This is a genomic window from Pseudomonas sp. M20, assembly GCF_045037865.1.
Taxonomy (GTDB): Bacteria; Pseudomonadota; Gammaproteobacteria; order Pseudomonadales; family Pseudomonadaceae; genus Aquipseudomonas.
On the sequence record NZ_CP173611.1, the window covers coordinates 3,342,593 to 3,366,300 of the forward strand.

General features: G+C 60.2%; 22 protein-coding genes. 9 read left to right on the forward strand and 13 right to left on the reverse strand.

Going from position 1 to position 23,708, the window contains the following annotated elements; all coding sequences use genetic code 11:
* Nucleotides 1-2 precede the first annotated feature (2 nt).
* Entirely contained in the window at nt 3-1,193 is a 1,191-nt protein-coding gene (locus tag ACI514_RS14835) for a GNAT family N-acetyltransferase (RefSeq protein ID WP_405124170.1), read from the forward strand.
* On the forward strand, nt 1,190-1,882 hold the full coding sequence (locus ACI514_RS14840; protein WP_405124171.1) for an N-acetyltransferase: 693 nt from the start codon (nt 1,190-1,192) through the stop codon (nt 1,880-1,882). Before ACI514_RS14835 ends, ACI514_RS14840 begins: the two co-directional genes overlap by 4 nt.
* A 126-nt stretch (nt 1,883-2,008) precedes the next feature.
* On the opposite strand, the gene ACI514_RS14845 is transcribed toward ACI514_RS14840, so the two are convergent.
* Nucleotides 2,009-2,806 carry a class I SAM-dependent methyltransferase gene (locus ACI514_RS14845; RefSeq protein ID WP_405124172.1) on the reverse strand — a complete coding sequence of 266 codons (798 nt, stop codon included), beginning with the start codon at nt 2,804-2,806 and terminating at the stop codon, nt 2,009-2,011.
* Nucleotides 2,807-3,064: 258 nt separating this feature from the next.
* Here ACI514_RS14845 and ACI514_RS14850 point away from each other — a divergent pair, with 258 nt between their 5' ends.
* Nucleotides 3,065-3,412, forward strand: coding sequence for a hypothetical protein (locus tag ACI514_RS14850; protein WP_405124173.1), 348 nt, complete (start codon nt 3,065-3,067; stop codon nt 3,410-3,412).
* Nucleotides 3,413-3,562: 150 nt separating this feature from the next.
* On the opposite strand, the gene ACI514_RS14855 is transcribed toward ACI514_RS14850, so the two are convergent.
* The 5 genes from ACI514_RS14855 to ACI514_RS14875 all read right to left on the reverse strand — a co-directional run bounded on the left by ACI514_RS14855 (nt 3,563) and on the right by ACI514_RS14875 (nt 12,171).
* Nucleotides 3,563-4,993 carry a sigma-54 dependent transcriptional regulator gene (locus ACI514_RS14855; RefSeq protein ID WP_160057239.1) on the reverse strand — a complete coding sequence of 477 codons (1,431 nt, stop codon included), beginning with the start codon at nt 4,991-4,993 and terminating at the stop codon, nt 3,563-3,565.
* Nucleotides 4,962-6,452 carry a sensor histidine kinase gene (locus tag ACI514_RS14860; protein ID WP_405124174.1) on the reverse strand — a complete coding sequence of 497 codons (1,491 nt, stop codon included), beginning with the start codon at nt 6,450-6,452 and terminating at the stop codon, nt 4,962-4,964. The genes ACI514_RS14855 and ACI514_RS14860 overlap by 32 nt, the downstream gene beginning before the upstream one ends.
* Nucleotides 6,453-6,546: 94 nt before the next feature.
* Entirely contained in the window at nt 6,547-7,650 is a 1,104-nt protein-coding gene (locus ACI514_RS14865) for an SCO family protein (RefSeq protein WP_405124175.1), read from the reverse strand.
* Nucleotides 7,647-10,454, reverse strand: coding sequence for a multicopper oxidase domain-containing protein (locus tag ACI514_RS14870; RefSeq protein ID WP_405124176.1), 2,808 nt, complete (start codon nt 10,452-10,454; stop codon nt 7,647-7,649). The genes ACI514_RS14865 and ACI514_RS14870 overlap by 4 nt, the downstream gene beginning before the upstream one ends.
* 268 nt (nt 10,455-10,722) lie before the next feature.
* The gene (locus tag ACI514_RS14875; RefSeq protein ID WP_160057235.1) at nt 10,723-12,171 is read right to left on the reverse strand and encodes an ATP-binding protein; all 1,449 of its coding nucleotides are present in this window, start codon (nt 12,169-12,171) and stop codon (nt 10,723-10,725) included.
* A 423-nt stretch (nt 12,172-12,594) separates the two neighbouring features.
* Between ACI514_RS14875 and ACI514_RS14880 the strand changes: the two genes are divergently transcribed.
* From ACI514_RS14880 to ACI514_RS14905, 6 genes are all read left to right on the forward strand, one after another.
* Nucleotides 12,595-13,941, forward strand: coding sequence for a hypothetical protein (locus tag ACI514_RS14880; protein WP_405124177.1), 1,347 nt, complete (start codon nt 12,595-12,597; stop codon nt 13,939-13,941).
* A 35-nt stretch (nt 13,942-13,976) separates the two neighbouring features.
* Entirely contained in the window at nt 13,977-16,205 is a 2,229-nt protein-coding gene (locus ACI514_RS14885; RefSeq protein WP_160057234.1) for an Ig-like domain-containing protein, read from the forward strand.
* Between the two features lie 73 nt (nt 16,206-16,278).
* Nucleotides 16,279-16,743 (forward strand): curlin, encoded by a 465-nt coding sequence (locus tag ACI514_RS14890; RefSeq protein ID WP_160057233.1) that lies wholly within the window; start codon nt 16,279-16,281, stop codon nt 16,741-16,743.
* Nucleotides 16,744-16,770: 27 nt separating this feature from the next.
* Nucleotides 16,771-18,222, forward strand: a complete 1,452-nt coding sequence (locus ACI514_RS14895) for a curlin (protein ID WP_405124178.1) — start codon at nt 16,771-16,773, stop codon at nt 18,220-18,222.
* A 275-nt stretch (nt 18,223-18,497) separates the two neighbouring features.
* Complete coding sequence (locus tag ACI514_RS14900; RefSeq protein WP_034152589.1) at nt 18,498-18,704, forward strand: hypothetical protein; 207 nt, start codon at nt 18,498-18,500, stop codon at nt 18,702-18,704.
* The gene (locus ACI514_RS14905; RefSeq protein ID WP_160057231.1) at nt 18,694-18,978 is read left to right on the forward strand and encodes a type II toxin-antitoxin system RelE/ParE family toxin; all 285 of its coding nucleotides are present in this window, start codon (nt 18,694-18,696) and stop codon (nt 18,976-18,978) included. Before ACI514_RS14900 ends, ACI514_RS14905 begins: the two co-directional genes overlap by 11 nt.
* A 173-nt stretch (nt 18,979-19,151) precedes the next feature.
* Here ACI514_RS14905 and ACI514_RS14910 read toward each other — a convergent pair whose 3' ends face one another.
* The 7 genes from ACI514_RS14910 to ACI514_RS14940 form a co-directional block, all read right to left on the reverse strand.
* Nucleotides 19,152-19,523 carry a DUF6124 family protein gene (locus tag ACI514_RS14910; protein ID WP_405124179.1) on the reverse strand — a complete coding sequence of 124 codons (372 nt, stop codon included), beginning with the start codon at nt 19,521-19,523 and terminating at the stop codon, nt 19,152-19,154.
* Nucleotides 19,524-20,633: 1,110 nt separating this feature from the next.
* Entirely contained in the window at nt 20,634-21,494 is an 861-nt protein-coding gene (locus ACI514_RS14915) for a CsgG/HfaB family protein (RefSeq protein ID WP_095111635.1), read from the reverse strand.
* A 28-nt stretch (nt 21,495-21,522) separates the two neighbouring features.
* Complete coding sequence (locus ACI514_RS14920) at nt 21,523-21,954, reverse strand: curli assembly protein CsgF (protein WP_405124180.1); 432 nt, start codon at nt 21,952-21,954, stop codon at nt 21,523-21,525.
* Nucleotides 21,951-22,343: a curli production assembly/transport protein CsgE gene (csgE, locus tag ACI514_RS14925; protein WP_127926659.1), complete on the reverse strand. Its 393-nt coding sequence runs from the start codon at nt 22,341-22,343 to the stop codon at nt 21,951-21,953. Before csgE ends, ACI514_RS14920 begins: the two co-directional genes overlap by 4 nt.
* On the reverse strand, nt 22,340-22,879 hold the full coding sequence (locus ACI514_RS14930) for a type II secretion system protein (protein WP_160057229.1): 540 nt from the start codon (nt 22,877-22,879) through the stop codon (nt 22,340-22,342). Before ACI514_RS14930 ends, csgE begins: the two co-directional genes overlap by 4 nt.
* Nucleotides 22,854-23,228 carry a type II secretion system protein gene (locus ACI514_RS14935; RefSeq protein ID WP_405124181.1) on the reverse strand — a complete coding sequence of 125 codons (375 nt, stop codon included), beginning with the start codon at nt 23,226-23,228 and terminating at the stop codon, nt 22,854-22,856. Before ACI514_RS14935 ends, ACI514_RS14930 begins: the two co-directional genes overlap by 26 nt.
* A gap of 5 nt (nt 23,229-23,233) precedes the next feature.
* On the reverse strand, nt 23,234-23,707 hold the full coding sequence (locus ACI514_RS14940) for a type II secretion system protein (RefSeq protein ID WP_038364886.1): 474 nt from the start codon (nt 23,705-23,707) through the stop codon (nt 23,234-23,236).
* Between the last annotated feature and the right edge of the window lies 1 nt (nt 23,708).

Sequence of the window (23,708 nt, forward strand, 5' to 3'; positions counted from 1 at the left end):
CTATGGTGATGCGATTCGAATGGCGCACGTCCCTGTGCGCTGCCGACTTCCCGGCCACAGCCTACGAAGCACTGCGCCTGCGCGTGGCCGACCACACGCCGTTCAACAACCTTGGCTGGTTGTGCGCGGCAGAGCAGGCCATGGACGAGGATCAGCGCCTGCACATTCTGCTCGGCTGGGAAGCAGAGCAATTGCTGCTGTGCCTGCCACTGGTGGCCAGCCGCGAACGCTTCGCTGGCGTACCGTTTCGCGTTTTGCATCACTTGGGTTATCCAATGGCCGATCGCCTGGCCTTGCTGTCGATGCTCGGCAGCGAAGACATGCACAAAGCGCTAGTGCTGATCCGTAAACATCTGCCCCATGCGCTGCTGCAACTCAATGAACTGTCGGAACCTGCCGGTGAAGAAAGTGCGCTCACCGAATGGATGGCGCGCAGTTCCACGGCTGAACGGCGCCTGAGTTGCCGGGTGCCGGTGCATCTGATCAGCGATGCCGATCATCAGGAGATCTCCGGCGACCCGCGCTACAAGCTGCGTCGGGCACGCAAACGGATTGCCGCATGCGGTGCGCAAGTGCGGCGAATCACCCCCGATGCGCTGTCGATGCCTACGATTTTGGAAGCGCTGCAGGAAGTCGAGTCGGTCAGTTGGAAAGGTGACGAGGGCGTCGGGATATTCGCCACCGAACGCAGTCGTCAGTGGATGCAAAGCGCCTTCACCGCCCTCGCCGACCAAGGCCTGGTGCGGGTCGTGACGCTGGAGCTGAACGGCCGCTGCATCAGCTATCGCCTCGGCCTGCTCGAACAGGGCCGGCTCTACGATTACAACCTGGCGTTTTTGCCGCAGTACGCCGACCTCGGTAGCGGCCGGGTGCTGCTGGAGGAATGGATTCGCTGGGGGCTGGATGAGCACTGGCGCTGGATCGACGCGTCGCGGGTCAGCCTGGAAAACTCCAGCCATCAACTGCACGAACGCATGACCGGGCAACTGGAACACTGGCGCTGGAGTTTCTACTCGTGGCGCCCAAGCGGCTTGCTGCTGGGCCTGGGGTTACGCCTTTGGCACCACGTCAAACCGGCCCTGCAAAAATGGCGCGCACAGCGTGCCGGCAACTCGACGGCGGCGAACACATCCGAAATTCAACCGGCAACACCATCCAACACACCTGGGCTAGCGCCTCGGAGGGCATCATGAGCGTCATTGAAAATCTGCTTCTGCGCATCAGACAAAAAGGCCTGCGCCGCACCCTTGGCGCACTGTGGAAACGTTACGTCTTCGCTCACCGTGAACTGCTGTGGATGGAGCGCGACCTGGTCACGCCAATTGCCCCGAACAAACTGCGCCCCTGTGAAGGCTTGCGCAGAGTCGACATCACCGAGGACAACGCCAAGGCATTCGGCAAGTACTTTGGTGACCGCGTGGAGACCATGGCCGAGCTGGCCGCTGAAGGGCATACGGGGCACATGTACCTGGACCAGGACGATCACACCGTCGGGTTCGTCTGGGCCAGCACGCGCGACTATTACGACCGCCACTTCTACCGCTGCACGTTCCCGGTCAAGCCCGGTGAATACTTCCAGTTCGGTGCCGAAATTACCCGGCACTATTTCGGCAGTAGCTTGACCGTCGATGCACAGACCGCACTCTGGCAAGTCATGGCTGCCCGAGGCTTTAAAAAAGTCGTGGATATCTGCGACAACGCCAATGTGCAGGCCCTGAAGATGCATATTCGCCTGGGCTATCAGGAACAAGGGCATATCACGCATGTTTACGACCTGTTCGGGCACTGGCGTTTCTTCCGCGAATCGAACTACAGCGATTCAAGGCTGGAGGCACTGCGCAAGCCGGAAAGACCAGCAGTGACGGTGGCGGCGCAGGCTTGATTCAGTCTGGATATTTGTGGCGGCTTTGATGCCGCCATCGCGAGCAGGCTCACTCCTACAGGGGTATGCATTTCAAATGTAGGAGCGAGCCTGCTCGCGAAGAGGCCGGTTGTCGCGATCAAGAATTCAGGACTTGGTGGCGATCAGGGTAAAACACATCGGCATCTGCGCCTCTCGATTCAGATACCGGTCATACACCTCTTCCCGATTCGAATGCGCGTACTCCCTGAAGTGCGCAATATTCAGCCCCGCCCCGATGGCACCACTGAAAATCGCCCCCAGCGTATGCACAAACCAATACGACTTCGCCGACTGCTGCTCGACCTTGCCGACGTAGACAATCGGCTCTTCCTGCACAAATGGCTCGGCGCGAAAGTACGAACTGGCGAGGCGATAAGGATCTTCCGCATCCGGGTCGACCATTTCCAGAAACGGATGGGTTTCGTAGATCACCAGTTTGCCGCCAGGCTTCAGCGTTGAAGCGACATGGCGGAAGAACTCGCCGATGTCCGGCATCCAGTTCAAAACACCAATGGTGATCAGCGCCACGTCGAAGCGGTTCTGCAATGACACTGGCAAATGATGGATATCGGTTTCGATGAATTCAGCGTTGTGCGGGGAACGCTTGTTCAGCTCACGCGCCTGATCGAGAAACGCCGTCGACTGATCGACACCGACCACGCTTCTGGCACCGAGCGCAAACAGGGAGAGACTCTCACGGCCGTTGTTGCAGCCCAGTTGAATCACATCCTTGCCATCGACCTCCAGCAACCCGCTCAACGTCTCATCGAGACAAGAGAAATCCACCTGCACGACCTCGCCGAGCAAAGCCTGCCAGTCAGGCGAATCCTGATGATGGCGGGCGGAATCGTTCCACGCCTGTCGATTGCTCTCGATGGCGATTTTATTGTTGGGCACTTCCATGGCGGACTCCGGACGATGCTCGTGATTGAGCGGATCCGAGTCTAGATCAGCCCGGCAATTGCGGTTGTTGCAAACTTGTAAGCCAATTCGTGTAGGAGCTGCCGCAGGCTGCGATCTTTTGATCTTGTTTTTAAAGGTCAAGATCAAAAGATCGCAGCCTGCGGCAGCTCCTACAGAGATCCGATGTGGATCGAGCGTTGGGGGCGTGGGCAGCTATAGTTAATAGCCTTGGGGAAAACCGCACTCGCAGGTGCCGCCATGCAAATGCTCGAACGGCTGTTGTTGACCGGCTGTCTGCTCGCTGCCACACAGGCGCAAGCGCTGGACAGCAATTTCAATTATTACGGGCCCAACCAGCCCTTCGCCCACCCTGCTCCGTATTCACTGAGTTCCACGCCGCCCAAGCCTTACGACGATACGGCGCCGCAGGATTTTGTGGTGATTCCGGGTGACCATGAGTTCTACGATTCGCAGTTGCCCACCGTGGCGGATGCGACAGTGCGGGTGTTTATCCGCACCTACGATGCGGAGCGTGGGATTTATGTGAATGACGAGGTGCTGGATCCGGGTTGTTTGCTGGAATGTTTGAGTCGACAGCAGCATTGATTCTGACGACCAAGAATTAACCAGACACCACAAAACCCTGTGGGAGCGAGCCTGCTCGCGAAGGCGGTGGACCAGTCAACATTGATGTCGGCTGACATGCCCTCTTCGCGAGCAGGCTCGATCCCACAGGGGAAATGCGGTGTGTCTGGGTTACCACTGGCGTTTATCCGGGCGGGCGAGGCCGAGCTTTTCGATGCGGTAGCGCAACATGTCGCGGCTCAGGCCCAGCAGGCGCGCGGACTTGGTGACGTTCCAGTCGGTCTTGTCGAGCATCTTGCGCACCATGTCGCGTTCGACTTCCGGCAGGTTCATCGATTCGGTGTTGCTCGCCGGGCGCGGTTCGTAGTGCATCGGGGCTTCATGAATATGCAGCGGCGGCTCGTCGACCAGGCTCATGCACACGTTGAGCTGATGCGCGGCGATGGTGTCGCTCGGCGCCAACAGCACGGTCTGCTCGAGCATGTTGCGCAGCTCACGCACGTTGCCCGGCCAGGTATAACTGAGCAGCAATTCTTCGGCCTGCTGGCTGAAGTGAAGATTCGGTTTGCCGTAGCGTTTGCCGTGACTGGCGAGGAAGTGCCGCGCCAGCAACAGAATGTCATCGCCACGGGCGTAAAGCCGCGGCACTTTGATCGAAATGATCCGCAGACGGAAAAACAGATCGCGACGGAATTTGCCCTGCTGCACCATCTGCTCCAGATTGCAGTTGGTCGCGCTGATCACCCGCAGATTGACCTTACGCTCCTTCACCGAGCCGACGCGGCGAATGGTGCGGTCCTCCAGCAACTTCAAAATCTTTGCCTGCAACAGCAGATCCATCTCGCCAATCTCATCGAGAAACAGCGTGCCGCCATCCGCCGCTTCCACCAGCCCGACCCGGCGATCCTTGGCATCGGTGAACGCACCCTTCTCATGCCCGAACAGCTCAGATTCCACCAGATTCGACGGGATCGACGCGCAGTTGAACTCGATAAACGGACCTTTGCTGCGCGGGCCGTCGAAATGCAGCGCCCGCGCCACCAATTCCTTGCCGGTACCGGTCTCACCTTCCACCAAAACCGGGGGCAGATCGGTGTTGGCCATGCGCCGCTCGGCATCGAGCAACTGGCCGATAGTATTTTTTAGATATTGCATCGGTGCCGAGTCGCCGATCAGCGCCTGCACCCCGGATTTCTGCGCCTCGCGTTCCTGATAAAACGACAGCGTGCGCTCCATCCGTTCGGTGGCCAGAGCCTTGTCGAGCAGCAGTTTGAGTTCCTGCAGCGCGACCGGTTTGGTGACGTAATGAAAGGCGCCCTCCTTCATCGCCACCACCGCATCTTCGACGTTGCCGTACCCGGTCATCATGATCACTTTGAGATCCGGCGCGCTGATGCGCAGCTTCTGGATCAGCTCGTGACCGCTCATGCCCGGCAGCGAGTTGTCGGTCAGCACGATGTCGGGCATGAAGCTGCCCAATTGCTCCAGCGCGTCTTCGGCGGAATGGCAGACGGTCACCTCGAAGTCTTTGCGCTCAAGGTAGGTCTGAATATTTTCGGCCAACAGTTCGTCATCCTCGACCAGCAGAATGCTGTGTTCCATATTCCCCTCCCGATGCCACTTTGAAGTTGAGACTGACGCGGGTTCCTTCCTGCTCGCGGCTGGTCAGCACGACCGAACCTTCAAAACGCTCCATAATTCTTTTGACCAACGCCAGACCAACCCCGAGGCCGCCCTGTTTGGTGGTGAAAAACGGTTTGAACACCAACAGTTGCTGCTGTGCGCTCATGCCCTTGCCGGTGTCGCTCAGGGTCATGCGTACGCGGTCCGGCTGCGGCGTTTCGAATTCGACGCTGAGCACACCGCCCTTGGGCATGGCTTCCAGGGCATTGGCAAACAGGCTATTGAGTATTTGCGTGAGCAACACCTTTTGACTGACGACCGGCGCGCAGTTTTGCGGACTGAATCGCACTTCGACGCCACTGCGTTTAATCAATGCATCAAATGCGCCAAAGGTGTCTTCTACTGCCATTACCAGATCCACCGCCTCGCCGTCGTCATTCATCGGCCGCAGTGAGACGAGCAATTCGCGCACCCAGCGCGACATACGATCGACCTGACTGATGATGTCGCCGATGTTGCGCTGCGCACCGGGGCTGGCGATCTCTTGCGCCAGTTCGGCGCTGGAGCGAATGGTCGCCAATGGATTGCGCAGACTGTGCGCCACCGCCGAGGACATCTCGCCGAGGGCGACAAAGGTTTCGTTGCTGATCAGTTGTTGCTGCTGGCTCTGCAGCAATTTCGCGGCACGGCGGACGATCCAGAACAACGCGAGAAAGATCGCCGCACCGCCGAAGCAAGTCGCCGCCCAGATCGAGGCGAAGCCACGGTCGATGCGGTCGACCAGATCCGCCGGCTCCTTGTAGACCTCAACCATGGCGACGACTTTGCTTTTGTCGGCGTTGAACATCGGGATGTAGTTCTCGATGAACAGGTATTTCGGTTCGCGCAACATTTGCTGTTCGGGTTTCTCATCGTTGATCTTGTGGTAGCTGGAAGACACCGGCACTTTCATCTCGAATGATTCGTCGAGCTCATCGTCATCCTTGATGTGCACACCGATAAGCTCAGCGTTGGTCGACCAGATCACCGTGCGATCCAGCGCATAAACCGTCGCGAGCAAAATGTCCGGCAAGTGTTCGACGTGATCGAGAAACTCGGTGCGTGCCGAAGCCTGTAACGCCGGGTCAACATCGGGATATTGGTTGTCCTGGCGCGGGTCGAGCATTTCGCCCATCGTTCGGTTCGGATTGATTTTGGCGTGACGCATTTCCGCCGCGCCGATGGCCTGAACGAATTGCGCGGTCAGCAGCGCATCGCGCTCGACGCTTTCGGTGACCACGAAGCGCGTGGAGATATAACCCAGCCCCAGCGCCACGGCGGCGATGATGAAAAAACTCGCGAGCGAGAACCAGCGCAGCAGATTGAACTGCTCGCGCCAGCCCTTGCCTGCGACCGATGGGTTCGGTGCAGAGGTTTTTTGTGCTTCCAGTCGCTGCATGGGAGTGCCCTGGAGTTTTTCAATCGAGTCGCGTACAGAGATCAGTGTAGGTGGCTCTGACCGCGACACACGGTTCAATGATGCTATTTCGCCGCTACTGCATACGACTCAACGTCGCGGCGCTATCGCCCGGTTTTACTGGCGTCAAAGCGCCGTCGGCCAAGGCTTTCGCGGACGGTTGCTGACGCTCGGTTTCATCGAGGAGGTAGTCGATGATCGACTGCGCGGACGGCTCGTCGAGGCGCAGGTTGGGCATCGGAATTCGCTCGAACTGTTCGTACAGCTGCAGGGCAATCGGGTCTTTTTCCGCGAGCAGGCGATCCGGTTCGCGTATCCAGCGATTCAGCCATTTCGGATCTCGACTACGCGTTACGCCAATCAGATCCGGGCCGATGCTGCGCATGCCGAGGCCCTGCCCATCCATTGGGCCGAGGCTGTGACAGGAGGCGCAGCGGGTGCGGAACAGTTCTTCGCCATTGCTCGGCGGGCGAATGTCCGGGGCGTTGGCGTAACTTTCTTCGATGCTCGGCTGCTTCCAGTTCTGCAAGGTGTTGGCCAGTTGATCGGCAAGGATCCACGGGTTCTCGAACGGCGAGGCTTTCATCCAGCGACCGGTGCTCTGGTTGCCGACGATCAGGCTGAGGTTGTGATCCTTGCTGCGACCGTTGTCGACGCCTTCGATAAACAGCCCGAGTTTCTTGCGCAGGTCGGTGACGTCTTCGAATTCACCGGTGAGAAACTTCCAGCCGGGGCCGACCTTGAAGCGCTGCGAATAGGCCTTGAGCACTTCGGGAGTGTCGCTGAGCGGATCGATGCTGATCGAGTAGAAGAAGATGTCCTGGCCGACCCGATCGCCGAGCAGTTTCTGCACCTGACGCAGCCGTGCGGTTTCCAGTGGGCAGGAGTCGCTGCACGACGTGAAGATGAAATTGATCACCACCACTTTGTCTTTGATCAGGTCATCGAAGAAATGCACCTGCCGACCGTCCTGATCGGTCAGCAAGGTGTTGGGGAAATAGTCGCCACCCCACGGGGTGGCGGATTCACTGGCCGCTGGCGGCTCGCCGAGGCTGGCCTGGTGTGCCAGCAGCACACGGCTGGCGAGCACACAGACCACCAGCATCAGCACCAGGTGCATGCCCAACGCCCGGGAGCGCGGGGTATGCAGCGGTTGGCGGTCACCGTGGCGGCGGTTCATGGCTTGACCACCACTTGTGGGCCAACACCGTCACCGTTGCGGAAGGTAGGCAGCGCGGCAGAGTTGACGTAGCGCACACCGTCCCAGCTTGGCAGTGGGGTTGGCATCAGTTGCAGTTGCCCGGGCTTCTCCAGGTCCCAACGCAGCAGCATCGAGTTGTCCTCATGCTGAGTGTTGTGACAGTGCTCCATGTAGGTCCCGGCGAACTCGCGGAAGTTGATCGCCATTTCGACGCTGTCCAGACCGTCCTTTTCGGAGCCGATGCGATAGACGTCCTTGCGTGCCCATTTTTCCCACTCTGGCGGGGCCTTGCCGCCGCGACTGAGGATGATCCCCTCCTCGAAGTGCACATGCACCGGATGGCTCCAGCCCGTGCCACCAGCCTTGATGTTCCACACCTCCAGAGTGCCGAACCCGGTGACACCGGCATCGGTCGGGCCGCTCGACAGTTGCGTCGAAGCGTTCAGGCGACGCGGGTCCATGTGGAAGCCGAAGCCGCCATCGGTCTTGACCGTCCACGGCGCTTCATCGGTGCCGTCGGAACGGCCGAAGGTGAAGGTGCGGTGGCGAGCCTTGGCCAGCACGGCTTTATCGGCGGCGTTGTCGCGATGGAGCTTCAGCGGGATCATCACCAGCCCTTCCGCCTTGCCCGGTTTCGCCGGTTCGTAGGCTGCCGGGTTCATCGCCAGATCCTGACCGGTGTAAGACTTGACGTTGAGCTGCAAGACCTTGCCCACCGCCGGGTCGCCTCTGTCCCACTGCGGACCCTTGCTGGTCTGCTTGATCACCGCCAGGTATTTCTCCGACAGGATGTCGCCTAACGGGATGACGTCTTTGGGTCCCTTGCCGTCGTCGTGAGCCTGCAGGTTGACGAAGAACAGCTTGTCGCCTGGCTTGATGCCGTTTTTCGAGAAGTTGACGATGATGTCGAAGCGCTCGGCGATGCCCTGAGTCGGCAGGATCGCGTTGTGGTTCTGTTTGTCGCCATCGGCATCGAGATCCATGCTGCCGTCGAACGGCACGCTGTGTTCCATGATGTTGCCGTCGTTAGCGATCATGTGGAACGGCACACGGCTGTACGACACACCGGAGTTTTTCGGCCCCTGGAACTCGCCGCTGGTGCCTTTGATTTCCCGCACCAGCGCCAGTTTGAAGTAGCGCGACACCGAGCCGTTGAGGATGCGGAAGCGATAACTGCGCGCACGCACATCGAGGACCGGTTTCCACTGCCAGTTGACCAGCAACTGATCACCGAGGAAGCCGTCGGTGTTGAAAGGGTTGAACCACAACTGCCCTTCCTGATCCCAGGCCTTGTCGGCGAACACCAGGTTGACGTCGTAGTCACGGTTGCCCCATGGCAAGGCGCTGCCGCTGGGCAGACGCAGGTTCACGCCGTCGTCCACCGACTCGTTGCCGCGATCCAGGGCACTGTAGTAATTCATCATCGCCGCGTTGCCCTTGTAGACATTCTGCGCGGTGAAATCGAGCATGTGATCGTGGAACCAGTGGGTGCTCATGGTCTCGCGCCAGTCGCCACGGATTTTGATCGTGCCGTGGTCGCAGGTTTTCTTCGCGGGGGCCAGGTCGTTGACCCACAAGGTTTCACCCGGTGCACACGGGAACGCCGCACGCGGGTCTTCAGCCTTGGTGTTGATGCTGTCGTAACCGGCAAGCTGGATCGGCCAGCGATAGTCATAGAACTGCCCAGGAAAGAAGAACGCGTTGGCATAGCCGTCGCTTTCCGCCGGCGCGTGACCGTTGTGCTCGTGGGTGCTGATGGTGTGCAGACCGAATCCACGGTTGGCCGACGGGTCGATCGGCAAGCCGTTGTAGTGGCGCATCATCACCGGTTGGCCGTAGCGCACCATCAACAGTTTGGGCGGCAACGTGCCGTCGAAGGTCCACACCGAATTGTGGTTTTGCGCCGGCATGGCCGGGTGGAAACGCGGGTCGACACCTTTGGCAGTGCCATCGGTCGCTGGTACGCCAGCGACGTTGTGGTACAGGCCGCCGGGGCCGAATTCGCCCACCGCGTAATGGTGCATTTGCACGCTGTCACGCAGGCCACCATTGAGGCGTGCACCGGTCTGCGCGGTTTTGTAGGCGACTTGCGGGTAGAACTCGTTCCAGCGCTGGTGCGCCCAGCCTTTTCCTGGCGGCCGACCTTCGGCGGATGAGCCGATATGGCGGTTGAGGTACACCTCGATCTGCGCCTGCCACGGGTTGCGGTCGACGACGTTGGCGAACTGGCTGGGGAACGGCGTTAGCCCCGGTTGGCGCAGGAACGCATCAAGGGCGGTGCCGGGTGGCGCGCTGCGGGCGATGTTGTTCGGGTCCTGAGCCGGTGCCGGGCCAATCGCGGCCGGCGGAAACGGCAGCGGCGCGGCCGGGGTGGTCGGGTCGAGTTTTTCCGGCCCGAACTCTTCGAACAGGGTCAACTGCTGGGTGAACGGCTGCGCGCCATAGAGCGGGCTCGGCTTGCCGTTGGTGGGGTAATTGAAACTGGTCTGCACGGACGGCGGCAGGACGTTTTCGACACGCGTTTCAGCGCGGTCGCCTTTGACCCCGTCGGGCAAATCGAAAGAGTCTTCGTTCGCCTCCGGCATGGTCAGAATGGCATTGAGCGCACCGGCGCGGTCAGCCGGTTCGTCGTAGTACGCCGAAGGATCGGAGGTTTCTGGCTGTCGCTCGTCATCGATCGGGCTGGCGCGAACGCCGGCCATGCTGCCGAGGGTCAACATCAGAAAGACGCTCAAGGGCGTCAGCGAAAAGGTGTTGCTTGGGGCACGCGTTGTTCTGTCCATCACCAGCCGCCTCATCAAGGAAGGGATGATGGTGTTTTGCAACTACTGCGCCAATAAATTATTTCCAGTTGTAACAGGGGCTTGGGGATGCTGTGAGTTTCCCCACTCCCCGGTGACCGGGGCTTGACACCCACTGATGGGGGAAGTTCACATTTTTTTGTTCATACAAATCCCCCTGTAGGAGCTGCCGAAGGCTGCGATCTTTTGATCTTAAAAACAGAATCAAAAGATCGCAGCCTTCGGCAGCTCCTACAGGGGAACGTGTTTATCAGGGGACGAGTTGGAAGGCCAGACGAACGGTGGTGCCCTCGCCTTCGCGGCTGTCGAGGGTCACGCCGCCGCCGAAGCGTTCCATGATGCGTTTGACCAGGACCAGACCGACACCCAAACCACCCGATTTGGTCGTGAAAAACGGCCGGAAGGCCATGGTCCGTTGTTCTTCATTCATGCCTTTACCAGTGTCGCTGAGCACCACGCAGACGCCACGGTCGTCGCTCGGTTCCAGGCTGACGGTCAGCGTGCCGCCCTTGTCCATCGCCTCCAGTGCATTTGCCAGCAGGCTGTTGAGGATTTGTGTCAGTTGTACTGGCTGGCTGAGCACCATCGGCGTGTGCTGGGGATGAAACACCACCTGCACGCTCGCTCTGGCAATCTGCTGTTCGAACGCCACCAGGCTTTCGTGCAACGCGGCCACCAGATTCACCGGTTCCGGATCATCGTTGAGCGGTCGCAGCGATTGCAGCAGCTCGCGCACCCACTTCGACATGCGGTCGACCTGGCCGATGATGTCGTTGATGTTCTTCTGCGCCGGGCCGGCATCGAACTCCAGCGCCAGTTCGGCGCTGGAGCGAATCGTCGCCAACGGATTGCGCAAACTGTGCGCCACGGCGGAAGACATCTCACCCAGAGCGACAAAGGTTTCGTTGGCAATCAGTTGTTTTTGCTGAGCGGCGAGCAGAATCGCCGCGCGCCGGACGATCCAGTACAGCCCCAGATAAATCAGCCCGCCGCCGAGCGCGGTGGCCAGCCAGATCAGAACCAATCCGCGCTCCATGCGTGCGATCAGATCCTTGGGCTCCTTGTAGATCTCGACCATCGCCGTGACGTTCTTGCCCTCGGCGTCGAACAGCGGAATGTAGTTCTCGATGAAGATGTAATCCGGCGGCGTGATGAATTTCTGTTCTTCACGGGCCTTGTCGACGTCGTGGTAGCTGGCGGATACCGGAATCTTTTCGTTGAAGGCGCGATCAAGGTCTTCGTCGGCATGAATGCTGGTACCGATCAGCACGGGATTGGTTGACCAGATTACCTGGCGGTCCGGCGCGTAAATATTAGCCAGAATCACGTCCGGCAAGTGTTCGATGTGATCGAGAAACTCGCCCCGTGCATCGGCCCGGGCTTGCGGACTGACGTCGGGAAAGTGCATGTCCTGACGCGGATCGAGCAATTCGCCCATGGTCCGCACATTGGGAATCGACACATGGCGCACCTCGGCCGAGGCGATCGCCTGAATGAACTGCGCGGTGAGCAAGGCATCGCGCTGTACGCTTTCATCAATGACAAAACGCGTCGACACCGCCCCCAGCGCCACAGCCACCGTGCCAATCACCGCCATGCTGATCAGCGAAAACCAACGCAGCAGGTTGAACGACTGCTTGCGCGAGTTCAAGCGCAGATTGCCCTCCTCGACCGGTAGCGATTTCGACTGCATGTTCATGGCGGCGACTTCTCTATACGTCCCTATAGGGTTATAGCCCACCGTTGGGTGTTTGCCCGGTTGCGGGGGTATCGACCCGGTTGAGTTGATCCCACAGACACCGCCAATCCCTTGTAGGAGTGAGCCTGCTCGCGATCGCGGTGGGCCAGTCGACATTTTCATTACAGACACATCGCTATCGCGAGCAGGCTCACTCCTACAAGGGTTCGGTGTACGACAGGTATTCAGTTTTCATCCCCACCGTCCCCGATTCTGGGGAATGACGCCCTTTCCCCGCTGGCCAAAAACCCAGCTTCATTCCTGCAAACCCTTCTAATCCGGCCCTCTCACGCCCATTCACCGCACCTTGGCATGGAAGGTGTACAGGCCCTGTGCAACTGACCCATCCCCAAGGGGCAGGTACTTTGATAGAGGGATTAACTCATGCACCCTTTACTGTCCAAAACCGCGACTGTCCTGGTCGTGAGCGCATTGGCCCAAGGCATTGCCCAAGCCGCTTTGTTTGCTGTTGATCCGGGTCCGTACACGCCGGCCAACGGTGGTTTCGCCAGTTGGTATCAGGACTCCCACGGTCGCACTCTGGATCTGTGCCTGTCCAAAGCGCTCAGCTCCCGAGTACCCAGCGCCCCCGGCGCGCCGTCGTACATGTGCTCGCTGCTGCCAACCCCCGGCGTATTCGATGACGCGCAACCGATTGTCTTCCCGACAAACTTTCCCGACGAAGCGTTCTGGTTCACCGGCGAAACGGCCCTCGTCGACGCCGCCCGTGGAATCGACCTGACCTACGTCAGCGCCATCGAAGCCGCATTCGCTGCCGAAGAACCGGTTGAGGGCGATCAAGTCAGCTTCGCCCGCATCCGCATTCGCGTCGACGTGCCCACGGCCGGCACCTACGTCATCACCCACCCGTATGGCGTCGATGTGTTCAACATCGACACCCCCGGCCGCCGCGCGATCAACATGACCCGCGACATCGGTATCGGTACGCCGAAAACCTATGACGGCGCGCTCAAGGGTGACATCGGGCCGTTCCTGCGCAGCGTCAACGGCCCGTACACCGAGACCAATCCGCTGACCGGTGCCGCCGAACAATTCGTCGGCGACCCAAACCTCAACGAGGCAGTCACCGGCAGCCCGTTCAACACCAACTACGTGCGCATCGAAGGCCCTAACGGCCTCGACCTGCGGACGAATGTGTTCGCCGTCTCCGGCAAGTTGTCGACGGTGGTCCGGCCAACGCCAATGATCACCCAGCGCAGCACCTACTCGCGTAAAGCGGGAACCAGCGCGCCGGTCGCACAGCAAGACGTGTTCGTTCTCGCGCCACCCGCGCCGGGCACCGTCGCCGTAACCAGCAGCACCCCGGTGCTGAACATGACCGAAGCCAACAGCACCGGCAGCTGGTACGCGCAGTCCTCGGTCAACCCGACCTTGCCAACCACTTTGCAAGTGACCGCCGACAACCACCTGGCCATCGCCAGCAGCACGCCGACCACTCTGCCCATGACCCTGACCGATCTGGTGGTGATCCAGAGCGCGCAATACAGCCTGAGCTCCGGGCAACTGACCGTGGTCGCCTCGACCAGTGACGAAACTTCGCCACCCGTACTCACCGCCACCTCCGGCAGCGGCGCCGCCATCGGTGCGCTGGGCGGCGACGGCGCGGTGAAAACCCTCGCCACCGGGATCTCGCCAATACCGCCGGCCAAGGTCCGCGTGACGTCGTCCAACGGCGGCAGCGATACCGAAGAAGTGGTCATCGTGCAATGAACGCTCACATGCCCAGATCCGCATCAGGAGGCATCATGAACAAGTGGCCACGCTTTGCGCTCAACGCGCTCGGGCTCGCTCTCTCGCTGACCGGCAGTGCCTATGCGCAACTCGCCGCCGTCGACCCCGGCCCCTACACCTTCGCCACCGGGAAATTCCCGATGTGGTATCAGGACAACAATCTGCTGTCGATGGAACTGTGCCAGTCGCGCGCCGCCAGCTCGCGCGTTGCCGCGACCACGCCGCCGGCCTACATGTGCATTTTGCTGGCTGAACCGGGTATCTACGACGACGCCCAGCCGATGATTTTCCCAGACAACTGGCCGCCGGAAGCCTTCTGGTTCCTGGCCGAAACCACGATTGCCGACAACGCTGCCGGTTATGGCGTGGACGCTTATGTCGCCGGGATCGAAGCGGCATTCGCCTCGGAAAATCCGGCCGATGGTGATCAGCAAAGCTTCGCGCGGATTCGCATCCGGGTGAACGTACCCGTTGCCGGCACCTATACGATCACTCACCCGTATGGCGTCGAGACGGTCAATGTCACCGCGCCTGGACGCCGCGCGATCAACATTACCCGCGACATCGGCATCGGCGCACCGGGCAATTTCACCGGTGCCGTCAATGGCGCCATCGGACCGTTCCTGCGCAGCGTCAACGGCCCGTACACCGAAGTGAACCCCGACACCGGCGCCACGGAAACTTTCGTCGGTGACCCGAACCTCAACGAAGCGGTGACCGGCAGCCCGTTCAACACCAACTTCCTGCGCATCACCGGGCCTGCAGGGACGATCCAGTCGAACGTGTTCAGCCTGTCCGGCAAAGTGCTCGACAACCGTCAGCAGACCCAAGTGGAAATCGACCGCGCCACCTATCGCCGCACCGCCGCCGGCGTGCGTGCCGAAGTGTTTGCCAAGGCCAGTAACAGCTCGACCCTGTGCTTCCGCGAAACCGTGGCGCTGCTCCCCGGCCCACCGCCAACGCCGTGCCAGACCACTCTGCTAGGTGACAACAATGGTCTGTTCTTCGGCCACCGCTTGGGCATTGGCGCGGTACCTCCGGTAGTCGTCGTGACCGCCACCAACCCCGCCGGCACCACGCGTCCGACGGCCGTATCAGCCAAGCTCACCGACGTGGTGAAAGTGCAGACTGCGCGCTACAACTGGGCCAATCACAGCCTGCTGATCGAAGCGACATCGAGCGATGAAGTGGCGATCCCGGACATGGTTGCCCAGGGCTACGGGCGTCTGTCGAAAACCGGCACCCTGCAGCGCATCACCGTCGCCGACCTGACTCAGCCACCCGCTACCGTGACGGTGAAATCTGCCGCTGGCGGTGGTGACACTGAAGCGGTCGTCGTGGTCGGCAGCGCGCCGGACACGGGTGAAAATCAAGCGCCGATCAGCAATGCCGACACCGGCAGCACCAGCTTCGGTGTGCCGATCACCCTCAGCCTGTTGACCAACGACAGCGATCCCGATGGCGATAATCCACTGGGCATCACCGCGTTGACTCAACCGGCCGCGGGCCAAGGCACCGTAGCGCTCAACGGCACCACATCGGTGGTCTACACGCCGCCAGCGGTAGTCAACGCGCCACTGACCACGACCTTCACCTACAAGGCGCAGGACGCCAAAGGTCTGGCCTCGGCCAACCCGGCGACCGTAACCATCACCGTCGCACCGAACCAGGCCCCGACCGCCGTCGCCGACAGCGTCGCAACACTGGGCGTAGCGATCCCGATCAACGTGCTGGCCAACGACACCGATCCGGAAGGCAACGTGCCACTGGCCGTCAACAGTCTGACCCAACCCGCCGCCGGGCGCGGCACGGTTAGCAGCAACGGCACGGTGATCACCTACACCCCACCGGCCACCGTGACCACGGCATTCACCACGACCTTCACCTACATCGCCCGGGACGCCTTCGGTGCCCTGTCGACGCCGGCCACGGTCACGGTGCAAGTTTCGCCACGGCCAGCAGCGGAAACGTTCGCCGTCACCGCGTCGACGGTGCAGGCACGCTCCGGCGGGCGCTTCAACTGGGACTTCACCGGCACCTCGTCAGTGACCACCGGCAACACCATCACCGTGCAGGTCACCACCCCTTCCGGGCTGGTCACCCTTGGCACCACCACGGTGCCGTTAACCGGACGCTGGCGGCTGACGCTGAACAACACGCTGGTAGTGCCTTCGGCCAACCCGACCGCGACGATCCGCTCGTCCCAAGGCACCGTGCGCACGGTCTCGGTGACCACGCTGTAAGCCAGATCCCCAGCCACTTTCGGGTGGCTGGGGCACGGTTCTAAACCGGATAACGCCACACAGGATTTTCGCCATGAACACGCCGATCGCAGCCCTGCTTTGCCTGCTCCTGCTGTGCAGCACTGCGAGCGTGCGCGCCGACGACCTGATGGAAAACGACGACCTGGCCCCAACCAGCAGCGATCTCGGCGAACTGCCCCCACCGGTGGGTCAGCAAGCCCTGATCGACCAGCTCGGCCAGGCCAACGTCGCCCTGCTGCAACAGAACGGTCAGTCGCTGCTCGGGCAGATCGTGCAGTCGGGCAGCAATCAGGAGGCGTACATCCTGCAACAGGGCAGCGACCTGATGGCGCTGATCAACCAGAACGGTTCCGGCAACGCCGCCTCAATCACGCAAAACGGCAGCCACAACCGCGCGCAGATTTCGCAAAACGGCAACAACAACGACGCCAGCATCGAGCAGGCCGGCGCGGGGCTGCAAAGCGCCGTGACCCAGTCGGGCAACGGCATGAGCGTTTCGGTCAAGCAATATCGCTAAGCACTGCAAATCATCGGAGAGTTCATCATGTTCAAACTGACGCCCCTCACCGCCGCCATCCTGGTCATGATCAGTGCCCAGGCCATGGCCGACGACAGCCTGTCCAACCAAAGCCAGGTCGGTACCGCCAACATCGCGGATGTGAAACAGACCCAGGCCCCATTCAGCACCGCAACCCAGACCCAACTGGGCCAGGGCAACGACGCCGCCGCCGTGCAAGACCATGCCACTAGCGTGATCACCCAGGACGCGGTCGGCGACTACAACGCCGCTTACGCGGAACAACTTTACGAAGACAACGCCACCATCACCCAGCAACAGGTCGGCGCCTTCAACACCGCCCATGCCAGCCAGTCGCTGGGCTTCGGCTCACCGAACAATGCGCTGCAACAACAGCAAGGCACTGGCAATTTCTCGTTCATCTATCAGGATTCGCAGAACGGCAGCGAAGGCAAAACCTCCCAGTTCGGCGACAGTAACGAAGCCAACATCGAACAACTCTATGAAGGCACCGGCAACAGCGCCGTGATCACCCAGTACGGCACCGCCAACTACGGCACCGCCGAACAAGTGCTGCACAACGGTGGCCAGATCGGCATCAACCAGGCCGGCGAAGGCAACTACGCCTACGGAGACCAGCGCAATGGCACCGGCGGCAACATCACCATCAGCCAGTTCGGCAACCTCAACGGCACTGAAATCTGGCAGGACGCGCAACTCGCCAGCCAGGCCACCGTCAACCAGTACGGTGACAGCAACGAAACCGTGGTCGACCAAAGCTTCGGCGAAAACAACACCGCCGCCGTCACCCAGGTCGGCAACACCAACGCGATCTACGCCGACCAGTTCGAATCGGTCAACTCGACACTGGCGCTGTATCAGGTCGGTAACGGTAACGTGCACTTCACCTACCAGAACGGCGACAGCCACGTGCTCAACGCCACCTCCGTGGGCAACGACAACAAGGTCTACGCCAGCAACTGGAAAGGCCCGCAATCCGGCGGCCAGTTCGGCAGCGGCCAACGCGCGACCGTTACTCAGGCGGGCAATGGCAACATCGCCAGCTTCACTCAGGATGGCGTCGGGCAAGTCATGACCACGCATCAGACCGGGACGGGCAACAAGACCACGGTCAGTCAGGCTGATTCGTATAACGAGCTGTATTTTGATCAGAATGGTAGCGACAACATTTTGATCTCCGATCAACGCGGCACGGGCAACCTGGTGCAGGGTTCTTCGAATGGCACGGGTAACAGTGCTGAGTTTGATCAGTCTGGGTCGGGGAACCAGGCGTATACCGCGCAGTTGTATGGCAGCGACAACATGATCACTGTTAAGCAGGCGGATACGATGAACGTGGCGTATGTGACCCAGGGCGGCACGGGGAACATTGCCAATGTCGATCAGAGTGGGGTTACGCAGACGGCGAATATTCAGCAGTTCGGGTCAGCTAACCAGGCGACGGTGTTGCAGCAGTAGGGGGTGGGTGTTGATGGGCCGCGATTCTCTGGTGAGGGGGTCGCGGTTTTTTTTGCGCTTACGCTTGAGTTGCGTCCTACGGAAAACGGAACGTTTTCAGAAATTCGGGGAGTTTTCTGACAAGTTCTGGCGGTTGGCCGTCGGAAGTGCAGGCTCTAGGATTTGCCAGGACAACTTGATCCTAATGGAGCTTGGCCTACATGCAATTCATCCAGACAGCGACGACAGCGATACCGTTAACGAATAGACTTCGAGGCACCAAACCCGGAGGCTCTATGATCGACCCGTCCTTGATCGACCCACTGTGCCCAGTCGTCTCGGATCTTGATCCTGAAGAACAGGCTGCGAGTTATGACCGCTGGTTCAGGGCGGAAGTACAAGCGTCTCTCGATGATCCGCGCCCGAGTATTCCCCATGAGCAAGTGATGGAGGAAATCAATGCCTTGATGGAATCAATGCGCAAAAGCGCTGATGCAGATTAAGTGGCGACCCAAGGCTCGGGTCGAACTCTCGAAAATCCTGAAGTACATTGGCGAACGAAATTTTGTAGCGGCGACTGCACTTCACACGTCCGTCGTAAAAACTACATCTGCGCTTTGTTGGCATCCACACCTGTATCGCAAAGGCCGCTCTCCTGGCACTCGAGAGATTGTGGTAAGCCCGAACTATCTCGTCGTTTATCAAGTGGCGGACCAAATTGAGATTGTGAGCATCTTGCATGCGCGTCAGGAGTACCCTCGACGCGACCCCGGTTAAGATCGCCTCCTCGTCTCAACACAAAAAACCGTGCCTCCCGTGGAGGTACGGTTTTTTTGATCGTTCCCACGCTCTGCGTGGGAATGCCTCTCGGGACGCTCCGCGTTCCAACTCGCGAATTTGACGCAGAGCGTCAGGGGCCGCATTCCTTTGCTGCGCGTGGGAACGATCAATCAGCCATCCTTCAGCTCGACGTGATCGAGAGCTTGATTCACCGCCAGTTCGCCCAGCATGACGACTTGTGCGATACCCAGTGCAGTCTTGCGCTGTGAGGTTTCCAGCGAGGCGGCGAAGTTGATGAGCATTTCGCTGGCTGAACCGAGGGTTTCGCTGGCGTTGGCCAACAGGGATTCGGTGTTGTACCTGGGGTTGGCGAGGTACATGGGTTCCGGCTCGTTGGCGCTGGACATGATGTGGGCGGTGGGGTTGAGGTAGAAATCGAGGGCGCGGTCGGCGGCTTCGTGGAGTTTTTTGCAGTCGACTGAGGCGTAGGGGGATGTGGTGTTGGTGTCTGGTTCTGGGGGGTTGGGTGTTGGTTTTTTCATGGTTATTTACCCTGTATGACGGTTATAGCTGGCCCCCCATTCGGTTTCCAAGCGAATAGGTGGCAGCTGTACGCAGGTTGGAAACCCGGGACAGAGGCAACCCGGCAGACACAAGGTCTCCCACGCACAGCCGCCATAACAAAGTGCACACAGTGAGGTGCGCAAGGATACGTTATGAATGGCGCTTGTGCGCTCTGTAGTTACTCGGGTTTCCACGCCCGGTCGCTGAATTGACAGCGACGAATATAGGCTAGAGACCGGACGTCCGACGGACAACCTGAAAACATTGTGGGAAGGTTCCGCCGATTCAGACACTTCTTTAAACACACTTCAGATCGCAGCCCTCACCCTAGCCCTCTCCCGGAGGGAGAGGGGACTGACCGGGGTGTTTGGAAGAGGTACGCCGACGTGAAATACCGAGTCGAACTCAGGCTTTGAAAAGCCCACAAATCGGCTGCCTCTCCCTCGGGAGAGGGCTGGGGTGAGGGGCGAATCCACCACAAATCCAAAGCCGACCACGCTGTGCTCCTCACCACTCAATAGGCCGAGTGTCAGCTCGCCTGCTCTTGATCTTGATCCACGGGCGACGTCGGAAGGCTGAGTGGAGGGATTGATCCGGGCGTGGGAGCGCAGCGACCGTTTGGCGCAGCCAAACACAGCGAGAGGAGGTGCAGCGAAGCAAACCGTAGGCGCTGCGCCCGGATCGATCCCGGAGCGAAGGAACCCCGAGCTTTAGCGAGTGGGCCGCACGTAGGAGCAAGCGTTTTTTTGCTTACTTTTTTTAGGCGTTTGTAAAAAAAGTGAGTCGCCGTCAGGGCGAAACCCTAAGCAGCCGTTACCGCAAGAATGGATATGTACTCAGCCAGCCAGAAAATCATCGCCAGCAGGCTGGCTCCCACAGTTGGAACTGGGTACATCTGCCAGAGATTGGTCGGCTGTAAGGCCGCCATCGCTGGCAAGCCAGCTCCCACAAGGATTTGGGTACATCCGCAATAGCTCCTGTGTCTGAGAAATAGCTATCGCGAGCAGGCTCACTCCTACAGGTTTAAACCGGTTTCGACCGAGAGAGCCTGGTCGGCTGTCAGGCCGCCAAGCTCAACAGCAAAAACCTCACTCCGCATCCGGATCAATCTTGTTCTGGCTCAAATACCGATTCAACACATCATCCTGCCCCGGCACAGAAGCGTCCCCCGCCACCTGCCACAACCGCCGCTCAATCCCCTGCGCCACCATATGCCCCACCGCCGCCTCAATCGCCGACAGAACACAAAGCTGCGCCGGCTCATTCGTCGTATACCCAACCTCAGCCTCAAGCAACTTCTTGAACTCGATAAACTTGAAAATCCCCGCACTGCGCGCCACCGAATAAATCGTCTTGCTGGTCATCACATTCGCCAACACCTGCCCGCTACGCACATCCACCGCCCGCAAATTCACCGTCACCTGATCCACCCGATACTCACGCTGCAAATCAATCCCCAGATACCGCGCCCCTTCCCCACCGCTACGCACATTCGTGTCATACGCGATGATCCCGCCCTCGAGCATCATGTTCGCCGCCTGCAACGGTGGCAGCTCACCCTGAATATTCACCGGCGTATTCGGCTTCTTCTGCGACGCGCGAATGATCTTGCGTTCAGTCAACAGGTTCTGCAGCCCTTCCCGCTCCAACACCACAAACCAGCCACTGGCCTGCATCGCGTCCATCAACATCGACGCCGCGCCCTGAGTCACACTGGTGGAAAACGAACTCGCCGGCGTCGGCTTGTACTGCCCGGTCTGATCACGGAAGCCGTACACCACCGCCATCAACCGCCCCTTGGGTCGCGGCATCTTCAGCAAGTCGTAATAAGTCGAGGCCCTTGGAGTCAGGGTCGGGGTTTCGGTGTCCTGCTCGGCCGACATCGGCTCACGCAGACTGCACCCTTGTAATGTCGCCAACAGCAGCCCTAACGCGATGATCTTTTTCATGTCCGTTCTCCCCGGAACCGTCAGCCCGTCACGGGTTGAGGCCGTTCACCTGAATTTCCGAAACCTCACCGGTCGCTCGATCGGTCACTTCAATACTCAGTGCCCCGGAGTCGTCGATGACGTTGACGATAAAAGAGTCGGTGGACAGGCTCCCCGTATTGCCAGTGGAGATGTTGTCCAGCAACTGCCCTAGCAGCCGCGATTGCAATTGACTGGTGAAGCGCTCCAGCGCCGAGGTGCCGGCCACGCTCGAACGGCTTTTCAGGTCCGGATCGTCGTGATCGTTTTGCGCCTGCGCGTTATTGAGTAACCAGGTGCCGTTGAGCGGGTTGCCGCCGAACGACGGGTTGACCGGCGTGTAGACCAGTTCAGTGGCCTGGACAGCCGCGGCGCTGGCGAGCCCGATCAACAACCCCGAGATCCAGAATCCGCTGCGCTGTGAGAACGTTGTGCTGTTCATAGTTCGTCCTTCTCAAGGTCGGTGGTGTCCTGCAACAGAGCCTCCAGCTTGCGCTGGACAACCTGGCGTCGAACCCAGTCGGCGGCCGCGTAGGCCTCGTCCTTCAGTTCCACGGTGTTCGGCGGCAGGAAGCGCCGATAAACCAGGCGTTGCTGATATTCCACGGTCACCAGGCTGCCCCAGCGCGCGTCGGGCCGCTCGCGCACCACCAGGTTGAAATCCATCCGGCTGGTGTCGCGCAGGCGTTCACTGAACGAGTAGTAAAAGTCGTGTCCGATGTGCGAGATCGTGTCATCGACGATGAAACCCATCATTTCGTCTTCTTCACCGGCCTGGGCGCAGCCCGCCACCACGGTGAGGACCAACGCGCACCACCATTGGCGAGTCATGGCTGCAACGCCTGTGGCAGATTCGACTGGCCTTTGGCCGGGCCATTGGTGCCGTCGAGGAAGGCTTTTTCGGCGACGAACTGCCAGTCCGAATAACGCTGCATGCCGTCGAAATCCGACCACTGCGTCGGGAAGCCCGATTGCTTCAAAGGCAGCTCGGCCGAAGGGCTGTTGAGACCGGTAATGCGTCCATCGAAACCGCGTTGCAGCGCCCATTCACCTTGGCCGATCGGGTCCGGATAGAGCTGACGCAGGTGATGCTTGGCCTCGGGAAAGCGCTGATCTTCAAGCAGATCCGCCAGTTCTTTCGGGTACTGCGCCAACCCCGGTGAACTGCGGTAGTAGCTGCGCAACGCCTGGGCGTACTGAGTGCCGACCCAGAGCAACTGGCGTTCACGGTCACGGCGCGAAGCGGTCGACCACAACTCACCGGCACTGGCCAGGCCCATGCCCATCACCACAATCAGGAACAGCACGCCGAGATAGGTGAAGCCACCCTGCTGCGCGCGGTTACCACTCGGAAAATTGGCTGCCATCACGCGCCCTCCCGGTAGCACCGCTTTTGATGTCGGCCACGCCACCGGCAACGCCATCCGGTGGCGCGATCAGCACCCACTGATCTTTACGTTCGGTGATCGGATCGAGTGGCGCGTTGCGCAGGTAACGCTGTTCGATCAGTTGCTCGATGGAATCCGGATAGCGCCCGGTGTCACCGTAGAAGTGATCCAGCGCCTCGCGCATCGCCGACAGACTTTGGCGCAACGTGGTTTCCTTCGACGCTTCGAGGCTATTGAAGTAGCGCGGCAGCGCGATGGTCATCAGCGTGGCGATGATCGTCATCACCACCATCAACTCCAGCAAGGTAAAACCTTTTTCCCGGCGCATGAGGTTCACCACTCGCGGTAGGCGATGCCGTTGAGGCCCTTGCCGCGGGCGTGGGAGTAGACGTCGAACACGTCCTCGCCATCGCGCGGGTTCTGAGCCGAACTGTTGTAGGCGCGCACGCCCCAACCCCCTTCGTCATCACGTTTGGCCGGCACCAGCGGATCGCGCGGGATGCGGCGTAAAAAGTAGAACTTGGCGCCTTTGGCACTGCGCACATCGCGCACGCCTTCGACCAGTACTTGCAGGTTCGGCGGGTAGCCGCTGCTGTTCAGCGACTTCTCGATGTACCCGGCATCGAAGGCACGCTTGTAGGCGTCGATGCCATCGCGAATCTGGTACAGCGCGTTGCGCAATTCCTGCTCCTTGCCACGCCGCACCAAAGTCTCGGTCAGCGGCGCGGCCATGCTCGCCAACAGGCCGATCAGGGCCAGCGTCACCACGACTTCGATCAGGCTGAAACCGCGTTGGGAGGCGTTCATG